Origin of the sequence: Rhodoferax sp. PAMC 29310 (genome assembly GCF_017948265.1) — a bacterium.
Classification (GTDB): domain Bacteria; phylum Pseudomonadota; class Gammaproteobacteria; order Burkholderiales; family Burkholderiaceae_C; genus Rhodoferax.
In genome coordinates, this window is record NZ_CP072852.1 from 802,851 (window position 1) to 822,268 (window position 19,418).

Annotated in this window: 20 protein-coding genes; 9 read left to right on the top strand and 11 right to left on the bottom strand. The window is 58.4% G+C overall.

The window, feature by feature from the left end; all coding sequences use genetic code 11:
- The first annotated feature begins 18 nt into the window (after positions 1 to 18).
- Entirely contained in the window at positions 19 to 1,257 is a 1,239-nt protein-coding gene (locus J8G15_RS03715) for a YihY family inner membrane protein (RefSeq protein WP_210546220.1), read from the top strand.
- Between the two features lie 56 nt (positions 1,258 to 1,313).
- Here the strand turns inward: J8G15_RS03715 and J8G15_RS03720 are convergent, their stop codons facing one another.
- The gene (locus J8G15_RS03720; protein ID WP_210546221.1) at positions 1,314 to 2,120 is read right to left on the bottom strand and encodes an alpha/beta fold hydrolase; all 807 of its coding nucleotides are present in this window, start codon (positions 2,118 to 2,120) and stop codon (positions 1,314 to 1,316) included.
- On the bottom strand, positions 2,117 to 3,427 hold the full coding sequence (locus tag J8G15_RS03725) for an O-acetylhomoserine aminocarboxypropyltransferase (RefSeq protein WP_210546222.1): 1,311 nt from the start codon (positions 3,425 to 3,427) through the stop codon (positions 2,117 to 2,119). The genes J8G15_RS03720 and J8G15_RS03725 overlap by 4 nt, the downstream gene beginning before the upstream one ends.
- Positions 3,428 to 3,563: 136 nt before the next feature.
- Between J8G15_RS03725 and J8G15_RS03730 the strand changes: the two genes are divergently transcribed.
- Positions 3,564 to 4,022 carry a CBS domain-containing protein gene (locus tag J8G15_RS03730; RefSeq protein WP_210547448.1) on the top strand — a complete coding sequence of 153 codons (459 nt, stop codon included), beginning with the start codon at positions 3,564 to 3,566 and terminating at the stop codon, positions 4,020 to 4,022.
- A gap of 59 nt (positions 4,023 to 4,081) precedes the next feature.
- Here the strand turns inward: J8G15_RS03730 and J8G15_RS03735 are convergent, their stop codons facing one another.
- A complete protein-coding gene (locus tag J8G15_RS03735; RefSeq protein ID WP_210546223.1) occupies positions 4,082 to 4,504 on the bottom strand; it encodes a cupin domain-containing protein in 423 nt (140 codons plus the stop codon).
- 121 nt (positions 4,505 to 4,625) lie between these two features.
- Here J8G15_RS03735 and aroC point away from each other — a divergent pair, with 121 nt between their 5' ends.
- From aroC to J8G15_RS03755, 4 genes are all read left to right on the top strand, one after another.
- Positions 4,626 to 5,720, top strand: coding sequence for a chorismate synthase (gene aroC, locus J8G15_RS03740; RefSeq protein WP_210546224.1), 1,095 nt, complete (start codon positions 4,626 to 4,628; stop codon positions 5,718 to 5,720).
- A 26-nt stretch (positions 5,721 to 5,746) separates the two neighbouring features.
- Complete coding sequence (gene aroQ, locus J8G15_RS03745) at positions 5,747 to 6,202, top strand: type II 3-dehydroquinate dehydratase (RefSeq protein ID WP_210546225.1); 456 nt, start codon at positions 5,747 to 5,749, stop codon at positions 6,200 to 6,202.
- Positions 6,203 to 6,281: 79 nt separating this feature from the next.
- Positions 6,282 to 6,701: an alternative ribosome rescue aminoacyl-tRNA hydrolase ArfB gene (arfB, locus tag J8G15_RS03750; protein ID WP_210546226.1), complete on the top strand. Its 420-nt coding sequence runs from the start codon at positions 6,282 to 6,284 to the stop codon at positions 6,699 to 6,701.
- A 21-nt stretch (positions 6,702 to 6,722) separates the two neighbouring features.
- Positions 6,723 to 8,654 carry a YhgE/Pip domain-containing protein gene (locus J8G15_RS03755; RefSeq protein WP_210546227.1) on the top strand — a complete coding sequence of 644 codons (1,932 nt, stop codon included), beginning with the start codon at positions 6,723 to 6,725 and terminating at the stop codon, positions 8,652 to 8,654.
- Between the two features lie 28 nt (positions 8,655 to 8,682).
- On the opposite strand, the gene ypfH is transcribed toward J8G15_RS03755, so the two are convergent.
- Entirely contained in the window at positions 8,683 to 9,357 is a 675-nt protein-coding gene (ypfH, locus tag J8G15_RS03760; RefSeq protein WP_210546228.1) for an esterase, read from the bottom strand.
- 105 nt (positions 9,358 to 9,462) lie between these two features.
- On the bottom strand, positions 9,463 to 11,097 hold the full coding sequence (locus J8G15_RS03765; protein WP_210546229.1) for a diguanylate cyclase: 1,635 nt from the start codon (positions 11,095 to 11,097) through the stop codon (positions 9,463 to 9,465).
- Positions 11,098 to 11,202: 105 nt separating this feature from the next.
- Here J8G15_RS03765 and dinG point away from each other — a divergent pair, with 105 nt between their 5' ends.
- The gene (dinG, locus tag J8G15_RS03770; protein ID WP_210546230.1) at positions 11,203 to 13,362 is read left to right on the top strand and encodes an ATP-dependent DNA helicase DinG; all 2,160 of its coding nucleotides are present in this window, start codon (positions 11,203 to 11,205) and stop codon (positions 13,360 to 13,362) included.
- A gap of 55 nt (positions 13,363 to 13,417) precedes the next feature.
- A complete protein-coding gene (locus tag J8G15_RS03775) occupies positions 13,418 to 13,741 on the top strand; it encodes a hypothetical protein (RefSeq protein WP_240538428.1) in 324 nt (107 codons plus the stop codon).
- 56 nt (positions 13,742 to 13,797) lie between these two features.
- Here the strand turns inward: J8G15_RS03775 and J8G15_RS03780 are convergent, their stop codons facing one another.
- From J8G15_RS03780 to J8G15_RS03800, 6 genes are all read right to left on the bottom strand, one after another.
- Complete coding sequence (locus J8G15_RS03780; RefSeq protein WP_210546231.1) at positions 13,798 to 14,412, bottom strand: hypothetical protein; 615 nt, start codon at positions 14,410 to 14,412, stop codon at positions 13,798 to 13,800.
- Positions 14,405 to 15,817 (bottom strand): exonuclease domain-containing protein, encoded by a 1,413-nt coding sequence (locus tag J8G15_RS03785; RefSeq protein ID WP_210546232.1) that lies wholly within the window; start codon positions 15,815 to 15,817, stop codon positions 14,405 to 14,407. Before J8G15_RS03785 ends, J8G15_RS03780 begins: the two co-directional genes overlap by 8 nt.
- A 20-nt stretch (positions 15,818 to 15,837) precedes the next feature.
- Positions 15,838 to 15,963 (bottom strand): hypothetical protein, encoded by a 126-nt coding sequence (locus J8G15_RS21815; RefSeq protein ID WP_255555743.1) that lies wholly within the window; start codon positions 15,961 to 15,963, stop codon positions 15,838 to 15,840.
- Complete coding sequence (locus tag J8G15_RS03790; protein ID WP_210547450.1) at positions 15,944 to 16,489, bottom strand: NUDIX hydrolase; 546 nt, start codon at positions 16,487 to 16,489, stop codon at positions 15,944 to 15,946. The genes J8G15_RS21815 and J8G15_RS03790 overlap by 20 nt, the downstream gene beginning before the upstream one ends.
- Positions 16,490 to 16,562: 73 nt before the next feature.
- Positions 16,563 to 17,258, bottom strand: a complete 696-nt coding sequence (locus tag J8G15_RS03795) for a fumarylacetoacetate hydrolase family protein (RefSeq protein ID WP_210546233.1) — start codon at positions 17,256 to 17,258, stop codon at positions 16,563 to 16,565.
- A gap of 23 nt (positions 17,259 to 17,281) precedes the next feature.
- On the bottom strand, positions 17,282 to 17,584 hold the full coding sequence (locus J8G15_RS03800; protein ID WP_210546234.1) for an antibiotic biosynthesis monooxygenase: 303 nt from the start codon (positions 17,582 to 17,584) through the stop codon (positions 17,282 to 17,284).
- 114 nt (positions 17,585 to 17,698) lie between these two features.
- On the opposite strand from J8G15_RS03800, the gene ycaO reads away from it, so the two are divergent.
- Positions 17,699 to 19,417, top strand: coding sequence for a 30S ribosomal protein S12 methylthiotransferase accessory factor YcaO (gene ycaO, locus J8G15_RS03805; protein ID WP_210546235.1), 1,719 nt, complete (start codon positions 17,699 to 17,701; stop codon positions 19,415 to 19,417).
- Position 19,418 lies beyond the last annotated feature (1 nt).

Genomic DNA, 19,418 nt, shown 5'->3' on the forward strand with positions numbered 1-19,418 from the left:
GGTGGCATCATAGCGGCCATGAATTTCCCCACTCCGCCGACACTGACTTGGCCCCAGCGCCTGGAAGTCTTGTTGAGTGATTTGACCCATTTTCCGTGGCAAAGCACCGCGCAAACGCTTCGCGCCCGCTTTCGGGAGGACCGACTCGGGCTGACCGCGAGTAGCTTGACCTTCACGACCACCATTGCGCTGGTTCCATTTTTCACGGTCGCGCTGGCCGTGTTCACTGCCTTTCCCATGTTTGGCAAGTTTCAGCAGGTGTTGCACCAGTGGTTGCTGACCAGCCTGATCCCCGACAATATCGCGCGCCAAGTCCTGGGATACCTGACCCAGTTTGCCGGCCAGGCCAGCAAACTGGGGGCCGCAGGCGCTGTGATTTTGTTCACCTCGGCGCTGGCATTGATTTTGACGATTGACCGCACGCTCAACAGCATTTGGCGGGTGCGCAAACCCCGTCATTTGGGACAACGGGTGCTGGTGTATTGGTCCGCCATGACGTTGGGACCCTTGTTGTTGGGGTTTAGTTTGAGCCTGACCTCCTTTGCCCTGACCGCGTCCAAAGGGGTGGTGGGCTTCATGCCCGGGGCTTATCAAGTGTTGCTTGACGGTTTGCAATTCGCCCTGGTGGCGGGCGGCATGGCCGCGCTTTACCACTATGTTCCCAACACCCAGGTGAAGTGGGGCCACGCACTGTCAGGTGGCCTGTTTGTCTCCGCCGGATTTTTGCTGGCCAAGAAGGCGCTGTCTTTGTACTTGAGCAATGTGCCCACCTACTCGGTGGTCTACGGCACCTTTGCCACGGTGCCCATTTTGCTGATCTGGATCTATGTGGCCTGGGTGATTGTGTTGCTGGGCGCGGTGATTGCGGCCTATTTGCCCAGCCTGCTGTCCGGCGTGCCACCACGCGCCCGTTCTCATGGGTTTCAGTTTCAACTGGCGCTGGAGTCCTTGCAACAACTGGAGTCAGTCCGAGGAACTGCGGCCAAAGGGTTGCTCCTCCAAGACCTTGCCACGTTGCTGCGAGTGGACACCTTGCAGCTTGAACCCGTGCTGGAAACCTTGTGCGACCTGGACTGGACCGGCCGTCTGGACGAAGAGGATGCGGACCACACCTCTCGCTACATCTTGCTGGCGAATCCGGACACCACTTTGCTGGCGCCCTTGCTCAACATCTTGTTGTTGCACCAGGATGAAGTCACCCACAATTTATGGGAAAAAAGCCTGTGGCCCTCGTTGGTGCTGAGGGATGCACTATAAATTGAATAGCGTCTAAGGCATATTGGCCTGGGCGGGTTCACCCGCCCAAGCGATGGTTACGGCTTCAAAAACTTCACCAAGGCCGCCAACATCGGTTCTGGCGTCTCATTCATCTGGTGATGGCCCCCCGGCAGTTGCACCACCTGCGCATTCTTGGCCAGCCTGATCAGGCCCTGAGCTGCCTTGGGATGCGCCATCTGGTCCATGCTGCCCAGCAAAAACAGCACCGGGCAGCTCACTTGAGCCATAGCTTCTTCGCCATGGGTGTAGCTGTCGCAAGCCAAAAACCCGGTGTGAAACAAGTTCACGCGGGTGTTGCTGGCCAGTACCCTGCGCCCCAGCGCCATGGACGCGCCGTATACCCAAGTGCCTGGCCCCAGCGCGGACGGCGGCGGTGCCAGCGTGGCGCGCGAAAACACATTCACCATCGTCAAGGCTTTCATGGGCTCGTTGAGCGAGTTGGCCAGCAAGGCCGGTGCCACCTTCATGGGGAAAGCGACGCCCACCAGCACCAGCTGAGTCACCCGTTCAGGCCCTCGTGCAGCGGTCTCCAGTGCGATCAATGACCCAAAGCTGTGGCCCACCAAGGCGGCTTGCTTGAGCCCGGCCGCGTCCATCAGCGCCAACACGAAGTCTGCAGCGGCTTCTACCGTGGCGGGTGGATCGCCCGCGCTGCGGCAGTGGCCCGGCAGATCCAACGCCAGCACGTTCCAGCCGTGGTTGGCCAGGTAGCGGGTTTGCAGCGCCCAGACGCTGTGGTCATTCAAAACGCCGTGAATGAAGATTGCCGTGGGTTTGGCGGCGTCAAAGGCCTTGCCGCCGGTGTAGCAATAGGTGTCGTGTCCGTTAACGGTGATCTTCATGCGGCGCTCCCTGCGGCTTTTTCAGCGGCTTTGAGGGCGCGCTTCAAGTCGTCGATCAAATCGTCCGCGTCCTCCAGGCCGATGCTCAAGCGAATCGTGCCCTGCGTGATGCCACCCTGCACAAGCGCCTCGTCGCTCATGCGAAAGTGCGTGGTGCTCGCCGGGTGAATCACCAAGCTTCGGCAGTCGCCCACATTGGCCAAGTGGCTGAAGACCTTCAGCGCCTCAACAAAGGCCTTGCCTTGCGCCCGGCTGCCTGCCAGGTCAAAGCTGAAGACTGAGCCCGCGCCGCGTGGCAGCAGCTTTTGCGCCAGTGCATGGCTGGGGTGGCTTTCCAACAGCGGGTGGCCGACGCGGGAAACAAAGGGCTGGCTGGCCAGAAACTCCACCACTTTCTGTGTGTTGCTCATGTGGCGCGCCATGCGAAGCGACAGTGTCTCAATGCCTTGCAAAATCAGCCAGGCTGAGTGCGGGCTCAAACAGGCGCCAAAGTCACGCAAACCCTCGCGACGGGCACGCAGCAAAAAGGCGCCCACCGTGGATTCCTCGCTGAACACCATGTTGTGAAAGCCGTCATAGGGCTCGGTCAGCTCGGGAAATTTGCCTGACTTGTCCCAGTCAAAGCTACCCCCGTCCACCACCAGACCGCCGATGACTGTGCCATGCCCGCTCAAAAATTTGGTCGCTGAGTGATAGACCAAATCGGCGCCATGTTCGAACGGCTTGATCAGCCAGGGGGAGGTGAGGGTGGAGTCCACCAGCAGTGGCACGCCCGCTTCATGGGCAACGGCCGACACCGTGGCAATGTCCAGCACGTCCAGGCCAGGGTTGCCCACGGTTTCGCCAAAAAATAATTTGGTGTTGGGGCGAACCGCCGCGCGCCAGCCATCAATGTCACCGGGCTGCACAAACGTGGTTTCAATGCCAAAGCGGCGCAGCGTGTAGTGCAGCAGGTTTTGCGAGCCACCATACAGGGCGGTGGAGGCCACGATATGGCTGCCTGCGCCCATCAAGGTGGCAATGCTCAGGTGCAACGCGGCTTGCCCGCTGGCGGTGCTTATGGCGCCAATGCCGCCCTCCAGTGCCGAGATGCGCTGCTCCAGCACCGCATTGGTGGGGTTGCTGATGCGGGAGTACACATGGCCGGCCCGCTCCAGGTTGAAAAGGGCGGCGGCGTGGTCGCTGGACTCGAATACGAACGAGGTGGTGAGATGAATTGGCACCGCGCGGGCGCCCGTGGCGGGGTCGGGGGCTGCACCGGCATGCAGTGCCAGTGTGTCGAATCCGGGGTCTGAATAACCTGACATGACGCTCCTATTTGAGTTTTTGAATCCGTCTTTAGGCCTGCTCCTCAGGATGCGGGCGCGAATAGCGACTTATTGTGGGCTATATTTGGCCAAAGACAGGTGAGTGGCCGGTCATAAACGATACATGAGGTGAATGATGAAAGTCAGCGATATTCTGCGTGTCAAGGGTGGCACGCTTTTCACGGCCAAGCCGGAAGACACGCTGGCCGACGCGGCCCAGTTGATGGCAGAGAAAGACATCGGCTCCCTAGTTGTTATCTCCAACGGACTGGTCGTGGGCATGCTCACTTTTCGGGAGGTCATTCAGGCGATCGTGAAAAACGGTGGCTCGTTTGGTACCACCACCGTTTATCGCGCCATGGACTCGGGTCCCCTGATTTGCACCATGGAAACCGAAATGGACGAAGTGCGCCGCATGATGCTGGATCGCCACGCCCGTTACATGCCAGTCATCAATAAAAGCATGCTCATGGGCGTGATCAGTTTCTACGACGTGGCCCGCACTGTGGTTGAGAGCCAAAATTTTGAGAACCAGATGCTCAAAGCTTATATCCGCGATTGGCCCGAAGGCGACGGACCCGTCAAGCAGGCGTAAGCGCCACTGCGTTTATTTGACGCTAGCGCGTCAATGCACCGACGCCGGAATTTTGGAGTTCAGACCCAGGGCGTGGGGGCGGGAACAGCACACACAGGCTCCACATCCACTGACTTGAAGTCAGCCGGCGAGACGATTTCCAGGTACTCCATGTCGGGCGAATAGTCAAAAAGGAAGTGGCGTATGCCCGGGCGCTGGTGCACGACGTCGCCGGCTTGTACCAAGGTTTCCTTGTCTTCATACATGAACTTTGCCCATCCCTTGGTCATGATCACGATTTGAAAATCTGCCTCGTGACGGTGCCAACCCGTGCCCACTTCTGGTGCCATGTTGGCTTTGACTAGGTGGGCAATGACCTTGCCGTTGGTCGCCTCGGCAATGCCAAGATCGCGGTATAAAAAGAAATCCCGAAGTCCGTCCGGCGCGAACGAGGTGTCACCGGGTTTCACGTGGGAAAACTGGGTTGAGGTGTTGTCTGGCATAAAGTATTCCTTTTCGGTCAAAAAATGGGGGATGCTGCCCGCCATCAAGCATGATTCGTTCCACTCAGAGGTCGATAGTCAAGTCGCGTGGCAGTCATTCTGTCTGGGATAATCCTAGACTATGAGCGGCAACACCTTTGGAAATCTCTTCGCTGTCACCAATTTTGGTGAATCCCACGGCCCGGCCATTGGCTGCGTGATTGACGGCTGCCCGCCGGGCATGACGCTGAGCGAGGCTGACATTCAGCCTGACTTGGATCGACGCCGGCCCGGCACCTCCAAGTTCGTTACCCAGCGCAATGAGCCGGACTCGGTTGAAATCTTGTCTGGCGTGTACGAGGGCAAGACCACCGGCACGCCGATATGTCTGTTGATCAAAAACACCGACCAACGCAGCAAAGACTACGGCAACATTCTGGCGTCGTTTCGCCCAGGACACGCTGACTACACCTATTTTCAGAAATACGGCATTCGCGACCCGCGTGGCGGGGGGCGGTCGTCTGCCCGCTTGACTGCGCCCATGGTGGCGGCTGGTGCGGTGGCGAAGAAGTGGTTGTTTGAGCAATACGGTACGGTGTTTCGGGGCTGTATGACCCAGATTGGTGAGATGCCCATTGGTTTTGAGTCATGGGACCTGGTTTCCAACAACCCGTTTTTTGCCCCGGTAGCCGATGTGTCCGCTCTCGAAACCTATATGGAGGCGTTGCGCAAGGCGGGCGATTCCTGCGGCGCCAAATTGCGCGTCTCGGCGTCGAACGTGCCGGTGGGGCTGGGTGAGCCACTGTTTGACAAGATGGACGCCGACATTGCCTACGCCATGATGGGCATCAACGCGGTCAAAGGCGTGGAAATTGGCGCCGGGTTTGCCAGCGTTGCTCAGCGCGGCACCTCACATGGAGATTCCTTGTCCCCGCAAGGTTTTAAATCCAACAACGCGGGCGGTGTGTTGGGCGGTATCAGCTCCGGGCAAGACCTGGAGGTGTCGATGGCGATCAAACCAACCAGTTCAATCATCACGCCTCGCGAATCCATAGATATGGAAGGACACTCCACAGAGGTGGTCACCAAAGGTCGTCATGACCCATGCGTGGGTATTCGGGCGACACCCATTGCGGAGGCCATGCTGGCGCTGGTGGTGATGGACCATGCGCTGCGCCATCGTGCTCAATGTGGCGATGTGCGGGTGGACCTGAAACCCATCAACGCATCGGCTTGACGCCTGCCCCTAGTTTGGAAGTTTGTATGAAAACCATTTTTATCCTCAACGGCCCCAACCTCAATCTGCTGGGCACGCGTGAGCCCGCTGTGTATGGCTCGCAGACCCTGGCCGACGTCGAATTGCTGTGCAACCAAGCCTGTGCCAGCCACGGCTTTAAGCTGGAGTTTCGCCAGAGCAACCACGAAGGTCAGTTGGTGGACTGGATTCATGAAGCCGGACAGTTTCAGGCTAGCGGCGCACTGGCGGGAGTGGTGTTGAATGCGGGGGCCTACACCCATACCTCGGTGGCATTGCACGATGCCATCAAGGGCACCGGAATCACGCTCATTGAGCTGCACATCTCGAACGTGTTTGCCCGTGAAGCATTTCGCCATCACTCCTATATTTCACCTGTTGCCAAGGCCGTGATGTGCGGTTTTGGCGTGAGTGGCTATGCCATGGCCATTGCTGGGCTGGCGGTGATGAATGCAGGCGTGTGAACATGACCTTGAGCGCGCCAAAGATTGACGCCATACGAACCACGGTCACGGCCTGAGTTGAGGCGCCTGCGACATTGCCATGGCTGAACCCGCCGCCCCGGTGCTTCTGAACGTCCCTGAGGAAGAGGTCGAGATTTCGGCTATTCGGGCCCAGGGGGCAGGCGGACAAAACGTCAACAAGGTGTCCAGCGCAATTCATTTGCGCTTTGACATTGCCGCCTCTTCTCTGCCTGACGACGTGAAGGAGCGCTTGCTGGCGCTCAATGACAGTCGTATCACCAAGACCGGTGTATTCGTACTCAAGGCGCAAACCCATCGAACGCAAGAAGCGAATCGCACCGGGGCCATGCAGCGTCTCTGTGAACTCGTGAACTCGGTCGCCAGGCCACCCAAAACCCGGCGAGCGACCAAACCCAGTTACGGCTCCAAACAACGCACACGGGCTGCCAAGAGCCAACGCTCGGCCATCAAAAGCTCACGCGGGCCAGTCAACGATTAACGCCAGAAAGAGGCCCCTGTCATGCCGTTTTTCTCTCAAACCTGGTTTGTACTGCGCACTGAAGCTCAGCTTTTTCTGCGTTATCCCCAACTGTTGATGGCAGCCCTGGCGGTAGTCATGATCCCGGCTTTGTACGGGGTGATTTACCTGTCCAGTGTGTGGGATCCGGCTGCAAAGACCGGCGCGCTTCCCGTGGCGGTGGTGAATCTGGACAACGGCATGGAGTATTGGCAGCACGACTTCAATGTGGGCCAGGAAGTGGTTGCCAAATTGCAGGCACGACACGCGTTTGGATTTATGAATTTTGTCGACGAAGCGCAAGCGCGCCGCAGCGTGCGGGAAGGTTCCATGGCCTTCGCGCTGATCATTCCCCCGGATTTCAGCGCCAATGCCATTCCTGGTGCGGCGGCAGGGGCAGGGAAACTGGTGGTCTATACCTCGGAGGGCAATAGTTACCAAAGTTCCGGTTTGGCCCGTCGGTTTGCCCAAGAGCTAGGCCATGAGGTCAATGAAAGCCTCAATGAGCGACGTTGGGCTCTGGTGCTCTCTGATGCGGCCGGTTCTCAGCGCAATATTGACCGACTTCATGCGGGCGTCGAGCAACTGAGAGCCGGTGCACATGAACTGACAGGGGGGACGCAACAGGCCGTTAAGGGGGCAACTGCGGTCGCCGAGGGAAGTCGCCAGCTGGCCCAGTCGGTTGTTCCCTTGGCCGGAGGTGTGAAAGAGTTAGGGGCGGGTCTGAGAACCATGGACGCGAAGCGGCCTCGTCGCTCGGATTTGAAGCAACTTCAGGATGGTGCACAGGCCTTGTCCACCGGGCATGGCGAGTTGGGCAAAGGTCTGGATGAACTCAAAGGTGGCACAGCCCGTTTGACAGAAGGGGTGACTCAGTTCAAGGATGAAGCGAATAGCAGCTTTTTGGTCTCTGCAGATGTGAAGGATCGCGTCGGACAACTGTCTGAGGGGGTGACCCGTGTGGATACGGGTCTGGCCAGTGCTGCGCTGGCCCAGGGGCAGCTGGCAGAAGGGGCCAATCGACTGAATGCCGGGGTGACCACCTTGATAGATGGCGTGAAAGCATTGGGCAAGGGGATTCATACAGCCGCCATCAATGTTCCTCCTGACAATCAAATCGATGAGTTGACCCATGGCGCCAGCGCACTGGCAACAGGCGCGACCTCTGTGGAACTGGGCGCTCAGAAGTTGAGGGTGGGGGCCCAGCGGTTGGAGGGTGGTTTGGACCTGTTGGCCACCTCTCTTCCCCCGTCGCTCAAGAAAATCGACGGCAGTGCCGAGGGTCTAGCCACCTCGGTTCAACCTCAGGTGGAGGTTGTCGCGGCGGTTGAAAACAATGGCAGTGGTTTTGCCCCCAATATTCTGTCGGGCTCGCTTTGGCTAGGGGCCAGCCTGGCGGCGTTCTTGATTCAGCTGCGTGTCTTGCCCCTGCAGGCGCAGCCATTTGGTCGCGCTGCCAAGTTGTCGGGCAAAGTGGTGATTCCTTTGGGGGTGGTCGCGTTGCAGGTGCTGGTCGTGTGCCTGCTGATTCGCTATGGCTTGGAGATTGCTGTCATGCACTGGGGGGCGTTGATTTTGACCCTGGCGCTGGCAGCCGCCACGTTCTTGATGATTATTGTGGCTCTGACACGGGCGTTGGGCGATGCCGGCAAGGCATTGGCCTTGGTGTTTCTGGCGGTTCAGTTGTCGTCCTCGGGAGGCGTCCTGCCTGTCGAACTGAGTGGCGGCTTGTTTGCCCAGATCAGTCCCTGGATGCCCATCACCTGGGTGGTCAAATCCATCCGTGCGGCCATGTTTGGCGCCTTTGATGGTGGCTGGCAGGACCCCTTGGAGTTGCTGCTAATTGCGGGACTACTGGCTGCCGTGATGGCCGCAATTGTGGGCCGCTGGCGGTACATTCAGGCATCCGAGATGCGCCCCGCGCTGGACTTCTAAGCTCACACGCCCGCAGCGCATCTTTGGCTCAGGCTGCGGGGCTGGCCTTCATGGCATCGTCCCAAATTCGCTTGGGCACGTGAGTGGTGAGCTGGGTCATGTTGATGTCGATCAAATCGGTGTGCAACTCATGGGCAATGAAGGGCACTACCTCGGCAGTGATGTCGGCGCCCAGGTCGCGCAAGTGGTGCGCCGCTTGCACCGTGTGGCTATAAGGAATCACAGTGTCTTCTTTGCCATGCAAAAAATGAAAGGTGAGCTCTGCAGCCACCGATTCAGGCAGCTGGGCATATCGCCCGCTGATGGCGATCACCCTTGCGCAGAGCGGTTTTTCGGATTTACTGGACTCAAGGGCCATGACGGCGCCTTGACCAAAGCCAATCAGGGCCGTCGCAGCGGCCTGGGCACCAGCGGCGCGTTGCCAATGGCGAATACAAGCTTCAAAAACCGGTTGGGCGCCCGTCACACCCGCTGCCAAGCCTGAATCCGTCACGCTATGGTCGTCAAACCATTGAAAACCAGTTGCGCCCACTGATGGTTCGGGTGCCGCGACGGCCACCACCATGGCATCCGGGAATTCTTCAGTGAGCCGCGCTGCCAAAGGGCTCATCGCTTGTGCAGTACCACCGGCTCCATGAAAAAGAAGAAAAAGCTGGGCGGCGGGAAAGGCGGGCTCTTGAATAACAAGGGTGTGAGGCGTCATGACAGACGGGGTTTCAGTGGTTGGGCCATTGCGGAAGGGGCCAATGGCCGGCTAGTCTAACGCTCGAACCTGCCAACGATATCGGACTCCACCCACTGGAAATGGCTAGTGCAGTGTGTGCGCGGCGTTCAAGCGGGTTTTCTTTTTCAAGTACATGGCCGTGTCGCTGCGGTGGGTCAGGGTTTCGACCGTGTCTTGTTGCTCGGCCCGGGCCACGCCCACACTGATGCTGCTTTGAAGACCCGGACTGAGGGCCGACCAGTCAAACTGGCGCACCGTGTCGCCAATGCGTTGGCATACCTGCTGGGCAATGTCCAAGTCTGCGGTTTTAAAGACGATGACAAATTCATCACCCCCCAGTCGTGCCGCCATGTCATCTTCCCGCACATGGGCTTTCAGAATTTTTGCAATGCGCTTTAGCACCTCGTCACCCACCTGGTGCGAGAACCGATCATTGATTTGCTTGAATTGGTCAACATCAATCAAAGCCATGCAGGGCATTTGCCCACGTTCCTTGCCCAGACGAAGCAGGTCGTCGGCATAACGCTCAAAACTTCGACGGTTGGGAATGCCGGTCAAACTGTCCTCCAGGGACAGTTTTTCCAGTTGGCGCGAGGTCAGCTCCAGCAGGGCGATGCTGCGCTGGCGCAAGCGAAGGTCCATCTGCCAGTTGATCACGTGCTCTCGGGACTCCAGGCAGTCGCTGCGAATCAACTGCTCTCGTTGGCGAAGACGCCGAAGCTCGTCGAGTGCGCGGGCCGACGCGCCTTGAGCTTCAAACAATTGAGACGCAAGCATGTGGCCCAGACAGGCCAATTGTTCATGCTCCACGGTGACCGCAATTTCGATCATCTTGGCGGCCTGTTCGTGGGCCACTGGCCAGTTTTGATCCGCCCAGGCGATTTCGGCGCGTATCCAGGCTTCCAGCGCAACCAGCCACGTCAACGTTCCGTATCCCTGCGCCCAACGGCTTAGCTTGATGGCCGCCGCTTTGGCCGGCTCAAGCTGGCCGTGCCAACAGTGGTCCAAACTGGCTGCGAACATCAATACGGCTTCTGTCGTGACATTGGGGGTCAGTGAGGCGGTTTGGTTGTGGTGGTGTCCTTGCATGACGGACTCGCGCAAGACTCGCATAAGAGCCAGTGAGGGGAGTGGGCCTTCGTCGAACCGCTCATGGAATATGCGGATGATCTGGTTCCACCATTGATTGATCCGGGGTTGAAACGTATCAAGTTTCGGGGTGGTTTGCTCCGCTATTTGTAGCGCGGTCTGAAGCGCCTGCTCGGCCTTGTCGAAGTTTCGACTCCAAAAATAAGCCACACCCAGTGCGTTGTAAGACAACACGCTGTGTTCCGCGTTTTCAACAAATTCACTCAGGCGAACGCTCAGCAGGGCGGCTTCAACCGCCTCCTCATTGCGCCCCAGGTTCACGGCAACATAGGCATGGGTGCTCAGCGCCATCACCTCACCCGAGGTGTCGCCCAACAGTTGAAAGGCTTGAGCGGCACGCTGGCTGGCCCGGTGCGCCCGCCGGTAGCGGGACAACATGCGGTCGCAGTGGGCCAGGCACAGCAAGGCTTTGGCTTCAAAGCGTTTGCTTTCCAGCGCCAAGGCCGCTTTCAGCGCCTGATGGGACAACTCCCGCCCGGTTTTAACGTCGCCTTGATCCAGCGCCGCGTGAGCTCTTTTCAGCAAGGCGTCCAGTTGGACCTCGGCGCGCGAACGATCATCGTTGTTCATGGTGTTATTTTGCGCGAATCCAGCCTCCAGCAGTTGGCACTTGATTCGGCGGTGTAATAGGGGGATGTCAATCGTTCGATTCAAACAACAACATTGGGATTTCTTTTGAGTGCTGAAGACCTGGCGCGCCTGTCCCTGGCCGCTTTTGATCAAGTGGTGGGGTCCACCTTGGGGTTTCGCTCGCGCCCCGGCCAGCGGGACATGGCCACCCGTATTGCAACTGCCTTGTCGGGGGTGACGCTGGGCGAGCATGCGAGTCCGGAGAAAGCCATCACGGTCATTCAAGCCGGCACGGGTGTGGGCAAGTCGGCCGCTTACCTGTCCACCACGGTGTCGATGGCTCTCGCGCGCAAGACCCGGGTGGTGATTTCGACCGCGACTGTAGCGCTGCAAGAGCAGTTGATGACCAAAGACCTGCCTGCGCTGGCAGCGGTGCTGGAGACGCCTTTTGTATTTGCGCTTGCCAAAGGCCGGGGTCGCTACCTGTGCAAGTTCAAGCTGGAGCGATTCGTTGGGCTGGGCATTGCCGGGGCCGACGAGGCCTCTGAAGACCTGTTTGGTATCGATGAGGACACGCCGCCGCCCAAGGCCACTTACGCGAAGCAGCTTGAAGGCGAAGACCCCGAAGAACGGCGCATGAAGTTGTATGACTCACTGGCCACAGCCATTGCGAGCAATCATTGGGATGGCGACCGGGACAACCTGGCCGAGCAGCCTGATCCGCGGGACTGGTCGGCCGTGGCGGCGGAGCGCCACACCTGCACGGCACGGCATTGCCCAAGATTCAGGGACTGCAGTTATTACAACGCCCGCACCAAACTGTCTGAGGCGCATGTGATCGTGGCCAACCATGACCTGGTGCTGGCCTCATTGGGCATGAAGGCCTTGCCGGAGCTGGACAATTGCCTGGTGGTGTTTGACGAGGGCCATCATTTGCCCGCCGTGGCCCTGGACCAATTCTCGAGTGCCATGGACTTGTCGGGACTGCGCTGGGTGGATAAATTGCCCAAGATATTGCAAGAGGTCAGTGAAAAGATTCACATGGCACTGGCGCAAGACGTTCACACGCTGGCCCAGCAGCTCAAGTCGGCCCTGCATGATGTGGGCCGACTTGGTATGGATTTGCTCACGGTGTCCAGCACGGGTTATGACGGCGTGCACCGCTTCAAGGATGGGGTGCTGCCAGAGGCCCTGCATGACCCCGTGACCCTGATTCAGGGCCACGGCAGTGGTTTGGCCAAAGCGCTGGAGGCGCTGGGTGCCGAACTGAAGCTGCGGGCCAAAGAAGACCCATCCGAGGCGGCCAACTGTTCAGCGATGTACGCCAAGCTTGGACAGATGGCGCCCAAACTCAATAGCGTGGTGACCACCGCCAACCTGCTGCTGGAGCATGGGCCGCAACCACTGGCCAAGTGGCTCAAGTCAGACACCAGTTCGGGGTTGGTGTTTTTAACTGCCCATGCTTGCCCCATCGTGCCGGGTGATCTGCTGCGCCAATACCTGTGGAGTCAGGTGCGCGGTGCCGTGGTCACCTCCGCCTCACTCACCAGTTGTGCCAGTTTTGACTACTTTTTGCATGAGGCGGGGCTGGTCAACAAACCCTATGTGAGCACTTTGGAGGTCGAGAGTCCTTTTGACTACACCACGCAAGGCCAGCTGATCGTGGTGGAAACCACGGCCGACCCCAAGCAGGCAGAGGCTTACACCCGAGAAATGGTGGGGGAATTGATGGGCGATTTGGCCCGAGTTGAGCTGGGCGCGTTAGCCTTGTTTACCTCGCGGGTGCAAATGAAGGCAGCGGTGGATGCCTTGAGCGCCAGCTTGAGGGACGTGGTGCTGGTGCAGGGCCAAATGGCGCGGGGCCGTTTGCTGGCCACACACCAGGCACGTGTGGAGGCGGGTTTCCCGTCTGTTATTTTCGGGCTACAGTCGTTTGGCGAGGGCTTGGACCTGCCGGGCAAGCTGTGCGAAACGGTGTTTATTGCCAAACTGCCTTTCAGTCCGCCGTCGGACCCGGTCGAAGAGGCTCGCTCTGAGTGGTTGAAGACTGTGGGGCGTGATCCATTCTCCGAGCTGGTGGTGCCCGCCACTGGTATCAAGCTGCTGCAGTGGACCGGCCGGGCGATTCGCACCGAGGATGACCACGCCACCGTGATTTGTTATGACCGGCGTCTGCTCAAGCTCGGGTTTGGGCGGCGGATGTTGAAAGGCTTGCCGCCGTACCCGGTGACGCGCCGGGTGGATGGCGTGGCGCATCCCGCTTAAGCTCTTGCATTTGTGGCAAATGCCCGTACTTGCATTTGAACAAAGGAATTTGATTTTGAATCAGTTGGTGAGATCTGTATTTGGTTTGATATTGCGAGTGGGCTTGTTGATCGCCGGATTGGTGTTCTTCCTGAGCCTGCTGGCGGCCGCCTCGTTGTTGCTGATGGTGTGGCTGCTGAGATCCTTGTGGGCGCGTTTGACGGGGCAGCCCGTCACGCCTTGGGCATTCAAAATGAGCCGCCAGGCCATGTGGAATCGCTTTTACCGGACGCCCGGACAGGGGTCCATGTCTGGCGCGGGCCAAGGGCCGTCTGCCCGGCGCGATGACTCTGACGTCATTGACGTCGAGCCCAAAGAAATCAAGCCGCCGCCGTCTTGATTTGCTATCAATAAAGGAGCTTCTTTCGCCGTTAATTCAAGGGCCGGGGGGCGATTTCATTCAGAATCCGCGTCCTTGAGTACCAATTCACGAGAGAACAGTTCAACCGCCGTCTTGGCGACTTGCGTGGTGTCGTAGTAGGCATAAGCCCCCACGCCTACCGCGCCGATCAACGGCACAAGGCGGCTCGCGCCTTTGCTGGCCAGGTTCTTGGTCACTTTGACACCCAGTGCTTGGGCGATGCTTCGAATCATGGGCGTGGAGGCGGCTTGAATGAAGTAGCGCTCTCCCACCCGAGCCACGACGTCGCGAAACAACTGTGCGGAGACATGTTTGAACAGGCAGTAAAGCATTTGCTCCCGGTTCAGGGTGGCTTGTTTGCCAAAGACGGCGGCTATGTCGGACACCATTTGGGCTTGCAAGCGCCAGACACCCAGCAACTCGGGCAAGACCGTCAACCAGCCCAGCACGCCGGGCGGCAGCGCGAAGGACCCGGCCAACAAACTGGCCTTGCGCGATGCACTGCGCCCCAGGGCGCGAGCTTTCATCTCGGGGTTTTGAGTGGACTGGGGCTCATCACTGCCAGGCACAGCCAACACCAAGTCAAGAATGGCATCTCCCATTTTCTGGCGCACGGAGAGTTGCACGGGAAGGTTGGTGTTGTCAGTCACGGGCGGGAAACCGAATCAGCTCAACCCCGGGCTTGCCGGAGCCACTCAGGTGTTTTAGGAGCAAGCGGTAGGTGTCCAGGTCGAAAGCGAGAGCCGGCGCAGACGATGTCAACGCGTCCTCTAGGTCGCCCTCGTCATGCACGGTGGCCAGATGACACCATTGGTCGAACAGGTGAATGTCGGTGCGGCCTGTTCTGGCGTTGTATTCCCGCAGACCAATCTTGCCGGGGTGGGGCCAAACCTGCAGTTGTTGCTGGGCCAGCGCCAGTTTCAGACGAAGCCAGTGGACTTCAGGGGCCTCCAGACCGCAACAGACCCCTTTGCAGCGCCCGATTTGTTGGGCAAAGCATCGGCCTTTACCGGATTCAAGTCCCAACGATTGCAGGCACAGCGTGTGGGTGTCCGCTAACTCGCGCAGGCTGGATAAGGCCTGGTTTTTTGAGCGGTAGACGCCGTACAGCCGGTCAAATTCGCGCGGGTTCAGCTCTTCACCACGGATCAACTTGACCAGTGGGCGGGTTTTCGGCTGATCTTCCAGTCGCCAAGCGCACAGCGTCGTTTCCCGGCGCAATTGGCGGTTGTAGATAGGTTGCTGGTCTTTGATCAGGCGAGCCTCCAAAAGCAGGGCGCCGAGCTCACCTGCAGTTTCGGTCCACTCAACGCGGCAGATTTCCTGGGAGATGCGCATTTCGCGCGCCTCGCGGGTGGCAGCTTGGAAGTGCGCCATCACGCGGCTGCGCAATTTGATGCTTTTGCCAATGTACAAGGGCAGGGTGCCCTCGCCATAAAAACGGTAGACCCCAGGAGTTTCTGGAATATCACCGACATGGGTTTCCAACTGCGGCGGCAGGGCGGCGCTGCCTTGCAGCAGAGCTAAAGCTTGCTGGGCAACGTGATCGGCACCCAGTTCAGTTTCGGCTTGTTGCAGCCATTGGCTCACCACGTCGACATCGCCCATGGCCCGGTGGCGGGCCGTGGTGCTCAGGCCGTGGCGCTGCATGATGGCGTCCAACCCGTGGCTGCGGTGCTGCGGGTAAAGCGCGCGGGAGAGGCGCACGGTGCACAGTGTCTTCGCCCGCAGAGCCATGTCGGCGCGGGCGAACTCGTTGAGGAGAAAGCCGTGATCAAAGCGCACGTTGTGGGCCACCAGCACCGCGTCATCGAGCAAAGCCATCAACTGGGGTGCCACCTCGGCAAATGGCGGCGCCGTGGCGACCATGGCGGTGCTAATGCCAGTCAGGCTCTCAATAAAAGGGGAGACCGTGCAGCCGGGATTCACCAAGGTGCTCCAGCGGGCCACTTCCCGCCCACCCTCCATACGAACTGCGGCAATTTCAGTGATTCGGTCATTCACCGGACTGCCGCCGGTGGTTTCCAGGTCAAGCAAGACGTAGCAGGGCAGCATGGTTCAGGGGCGCTTGGGGCTCAACAAAACATCAATGCCAGCCAAACCGGGTCATCCACCAGATTCAGGAGCACAAAGCCACCCACGCGGTACAACCAAAACTCCAGCATCTCAATCGACGACGTGTTAAACAATGTCAATGGCATGGATGGCAAACTGTCCGGCGCGGCGGTCAGAAAAGTAACGTTTCAAAGTTTCAGCCACTGTTTTGAACGCAATTTCGTCCCAAGGGATTTCGTCCTCCTTGAACAAGCGGGCCTCAATGGTCTCGTGCCCCGGGTCAAACTGGTCACTCAGCAAGCGCGCCAAATAGAACATGTGTACTTGCCCCACCCGTGGAATATTGACCAGTGAGAAGAAACTTCCCATCTCAAACTCTGCGCCGGCTTCCTCGACGGTTTCACGAGCCGCCCCTTCGGCCACGGTCTCATTCAGCTCCATGAAGCCGGCCGGTAGGGTCCATTTGCCCCAGCGCGGCTCGATATTGCGTTTGCACAGCAACACGCGATCATCCCAATAGGGCACGGTGCCCACCACCATCAGCGGGTTTTCATAGTGCACCGTCTGGCAGGCGGTACAGATGGCGCGCTCTTTGGTGTCGCCGTCATCCGGCAATCGGTAAACCACGGCCGTGCCGCAACTTTTGCAATGTTTGATGGGCAGTTTGAGCATGGAGCCAGTGTAATTTGAAATCAAAAAAAGGCCCTCTTCAGGGCCCTTTAGCAGTTTGCGCTCCAACAGGTCGTCAGGACAAGCGCAGCGTGATGCTTTCCAGCCCAGTGATGTGAGCTGCCAGCAAGTCGCCAGACACCACGGCACCTACGCCGGCCGGGGTGCCGGTGTAGATCAGATCCCCAGGCTGAAGTGCCCATGCGGCGGACAGTTGCTCAATTGTTTCTGCAATGTTCCAGATCAGACTGGCCACAGTGCTGCGTTGCCGCTCGGTGCCGTTCACCGAGAGTGAGATTTCCGCGTTGACAATGTCGCCGGCTTGTTGAGCTAGGGTGATATGACCAATAGGCGCGGATGCATCAAACGCTTTGCCAATGCACCAAGGGCGGCCCTGCTTCTTCATATCACCTTGCAAATCGCGGCGGGTCATGTCCAAACCCACGGCATAGCCAAAGATGTGCTCGTTGGCGTCCTGGGCACGAATATTTTGACCACCTTTGCCAATGGCCACGACCAACTCCACTTCATGGTGCAGATTGCTGGTCAGGCTGGGGTAGGGCAGCGGTGCCGTCTCGCCAGGGCCGACCAAGACAACCGCATCGGCGGGCTTCATAAAGAAGAAAGGTGCCTCACGGCCGGTGTGCCCCATCTCCTTGGCGTGGTCTTCGTAATTGCGGCCCACGCAGTAAATGCGGTGCACCGGGAAAAGGCCTGTGGTTCCTGTGACGGGAATGGCGACAGGGGCGCTCGGAGGAAAAATATAGTCCATAGAGTAAGCTGAAGGAATTGGGTTCAATCGGACTTGGCCACCAGATCAAAGTGCTCAACCACGGGTGGATCCGCAAAGAACGGACCGACGATGCCTCGCCATTCTGCAAACGCGGGCGACTCCCGAAAACCAACGTTGTGATCCTCCAGCGTGTCCCAGAAAATTTGAAGAATGTAGCGCTCGGTGCTTTCAATGCCACGGTTGACTTTGTAGCCTTGGAAGCCTTTGGCCTTGTGGATCACCGTGTTCAACCCGCGTTGAATTGCTTCCTCAAACGCGGCATTTTGGCCGGGCTGAATACGAATGTCGGCAAGCTCAAGAATCATGCAAATCTCCAGTGAATCAGGGGTTGGGAACCGGTGTCTAAGCACCGATCGTGAAGTCTAACGTGGGCAGCTGGGTCACATGATAGGTCGTGACCGTCGGTTATGCTGGCAGCCATGAAATCCGAAAACTTTATTCCAGGCAAGGATGCGTCGCTCGAATCGACCATCAACAGCATGCAAGGCAAGCTGCAAGAACTCGGGTTTCATATTGAAGAGCGGAGTTGGCTCAACCCCGTCGACGGAATTTGGTCAGTTCATATTCGAGACCGGGATTGCCCATTGTTGTTTACCAATGGCAAGGGCGCAACCAGACTGGCATGCCTGGCCAGCGCCTTGGGAGAGTTTTTTGAGCGCTTGTCTACCAACTATTTTTGGACGCATTACTACCTGGGGCCAGAGGTCGCGAGTCGGCCATACGTTCACTACCCTCAAGAAAAATGGTTTGGGTTTGGTGAGGATGAGTCTTGGCCCACGGGCTTGTTGACGCAGGGGCTGCGCAAGTTCTACAACCCGAACAATATTGACGCCAGTAGCTTGGTTGAGTTCAACTCCGGAAACTTGGAGCGCGGTATCTGCGCGATTCCCTACGTGCGCGAACGCGACGGCGTCACGGTTTACTTTCCAGTCAACATCATTGGCAACCTTTATGTCTGCAATGGCATGTCGGCGGGGAACACGCAGGCAGAGGCGCGTACACAGGCCTTGTCTGAAATTTTCGAGCGCCACGTCAAGGGGCGAATCATCAGCGAAGGCATTTGCCTGCCGGATGTCCCTGAGACCGTGATTGCACGCTTTCCGCGTATTGCGGCGGGTATCAAGGCGTTGCGAGAAGCCGGTTTTGGCATTTTGGTCAAAGACGCGTCACTGGGCGGGCAATACCCGGTAATGAATGTGACGTTGCTGCACCCGGAAGATCAGGGGTGTTTTGCCAGCTTTGGCGCCCATCCCCGGCTCGAAATTGCGCTGGAGCGCGCGCTGACCGAGTTGCTGCAAGGCCGGGCGCTCGACTCCTTGTCAGGCTTTCCCCCGCCGGGTTTTGACCTGGAGGAGGCCGCCAGTGCCACCAATATTGAGATTCATTTCGTCGACTCCAGTGGTGTGATTCACTGGAAATTTTTAGGCGACGAACCTGACCACGAATTTTGCGACTGGAATTTCAGCACCTCAACGCAAGAAGACTATGCGTGGGCAGTAGACCGAATTCACCGGGACGGGCGCGACATTTATATCGCTGATTTCACGCACCTTGGCGTCTATGCCTGCCGCATTCTGGTGCCGGGCATGTCTGAAATCTACCCAGTCGATGACCTGGAGTTTGAGAACAACAGTGTCGGCAACTCTGTGCGTGAGGCGATTTTGAACTTACCCGGGTTGGATGATCAAGAATGCTCTGATTTGCTGGACACCTTGAATGAGTCTTCGCTGGCAGACCAGCGGCAGGTTGCTGCGGTGATCGGCTTGGCGGCTGATGCAGACACCTTTTGGAGCGATTTGAGGGTGGGCGAACTGAAAACGCTATTGGCCTTGGCTATTGGCGATGAGGCAGCTACCTTGGAGGGGTGTGACTGGGTCCGCCATTTTGACCAGATCAATCCGCAGCGGCGCGGTGTTTATGCCTGTATAGAAAGCCTGATCAACCTTGCCGAGATGGGCGACAGTGGTCCTTACTTGAGTGCACTGCGCCAGCTTTATGGCGCAGGGGCAGTTGCTCAAGCCCGTGCACTGATCATGCAGACCGACCGATTCATGGGCCTCAACGCCCCCGGGTTGATGATCGAGGGGTGTGAATTGCATCGCAAACTTTTGGCGGCTTACGACAAAGTGAACCTTTGAT

Bases quoted from the DNA above. Each gene is read 5' to 3' on its own strand.
- J8G15_RS03715 (WP_210546220.1), top strand. From the start codon at position 19: ATGAATTTCCCCACTCCGCCGACACTGACTTGGCCCCAGCGCCTGGAA.
- J8G15_RS03720 (WP_210546221.1), bottom strand. From the start codon at position 2,120: ATGAAGATCACCGTTAACGGACACGACACCTATTGCTACACCGGCGGC.
- J8G15_RS03725 (WP_210546222.1), bottom strand. From the start codon at position 3,427: ATGTCAGGTTATTCAGACCCCGGATTCGACACACTGGCACTGCATGCC.
- J8G15_RS03730 (WP_210547448.1), top strand. From the start codon at position 3,564: ATGAAAGTCAGCGATATTCTGCGTGTCAAGGGTGGCACGCTTTTCACG.
- J8G15_RS03735 (WP_210546223.1), bottom strand. From the start codon at position 4,504: ATGCCAGACAACACCTCAACCCAGTTTTCCCACGTGAAACCCGGTGAC.
- aroC (WP_210546224.1), top strand. From the start codon at position 4,626: ATGAGCGGCAACACCTTTGGAAATCTCTTCGCTGTCACCAATTTTGGT.
- aroQ (WP_210546225.1), top strand. From the start codon at position 5,747: ATGAAAACCATTTTTATCCTCAACGGCCCCAACCTCAATCTGCTGGGC.
- arfB (WP_210546226.1), top strand. From the start codon at position 6,282: ATGGCTGAACCCGCCGCCCCGGTGCTTCTGAACGTCCCTGAGGAAGAG.
- J8G15_RS03755 (WP_210546227.1), top strand. From the start codon at position 6,723: ATGCCGTTTTTCTCTCAAACCTGGTTTGTACTGCGCACTGAAGCTCAG.
- ypfH (WP_210546228.1), bottom strand. From the start codon at position 9,357: ATGACGCCTCACACCCTTGTTATTCAAGAGCCCGCCTTTCCCGCCGCC.
- J8G15_RS03765 (WP_210546229.1), bottom strand. From the start codon at position 11,097: ATGAACAACGATGATCGTTCGCGCGCCGAGGTCCAACTGGACGCCTTG.
- J8G15_RS03785 (WP_210546232.1), bottom strand. From the start codon at position 15,817: ATGCTGCCCTGCTACGTCTTGCTTGACCTGGAAACCACCGGCGGCAGT.
- J8G15_RS21815 (WP_255555743.1), bottom strand. From the start codon at position 15,963: ATGCCATTGACATTGTTTAACACGTCGTCGATTGAGATGCTGGAGTTT.
- J8G15_RS03790 (WP_210547450.1), bottom strand. From the start codon at position 16,489: ATGCTCAAACTGCCCATCAAACATTGCAAAAGTTGCGGCACGGCCGTG.
- J8G15_RS03795 (WP_210546233.1), bottom strand. From the start codon at position 17,258: ATGGACTATATTTTTCCTCCGAGCGCCCCTGTCGCCATTCCCGTCACA.
- J8G15_RS03800 (WP_210546234.1), bottom strand. From the start codon at position 17,584: ATGATTCTTGAGCTTGCCGACATTCGTATTCAGCCCGGCCAAAATGCC.
- ycaO (WP_210546235.1), top strand. From the start codon at position 17,699: ATGAAATCCGAAAACTTTATTCCAGGCAAGGATGCGTCGCTCGAATCG.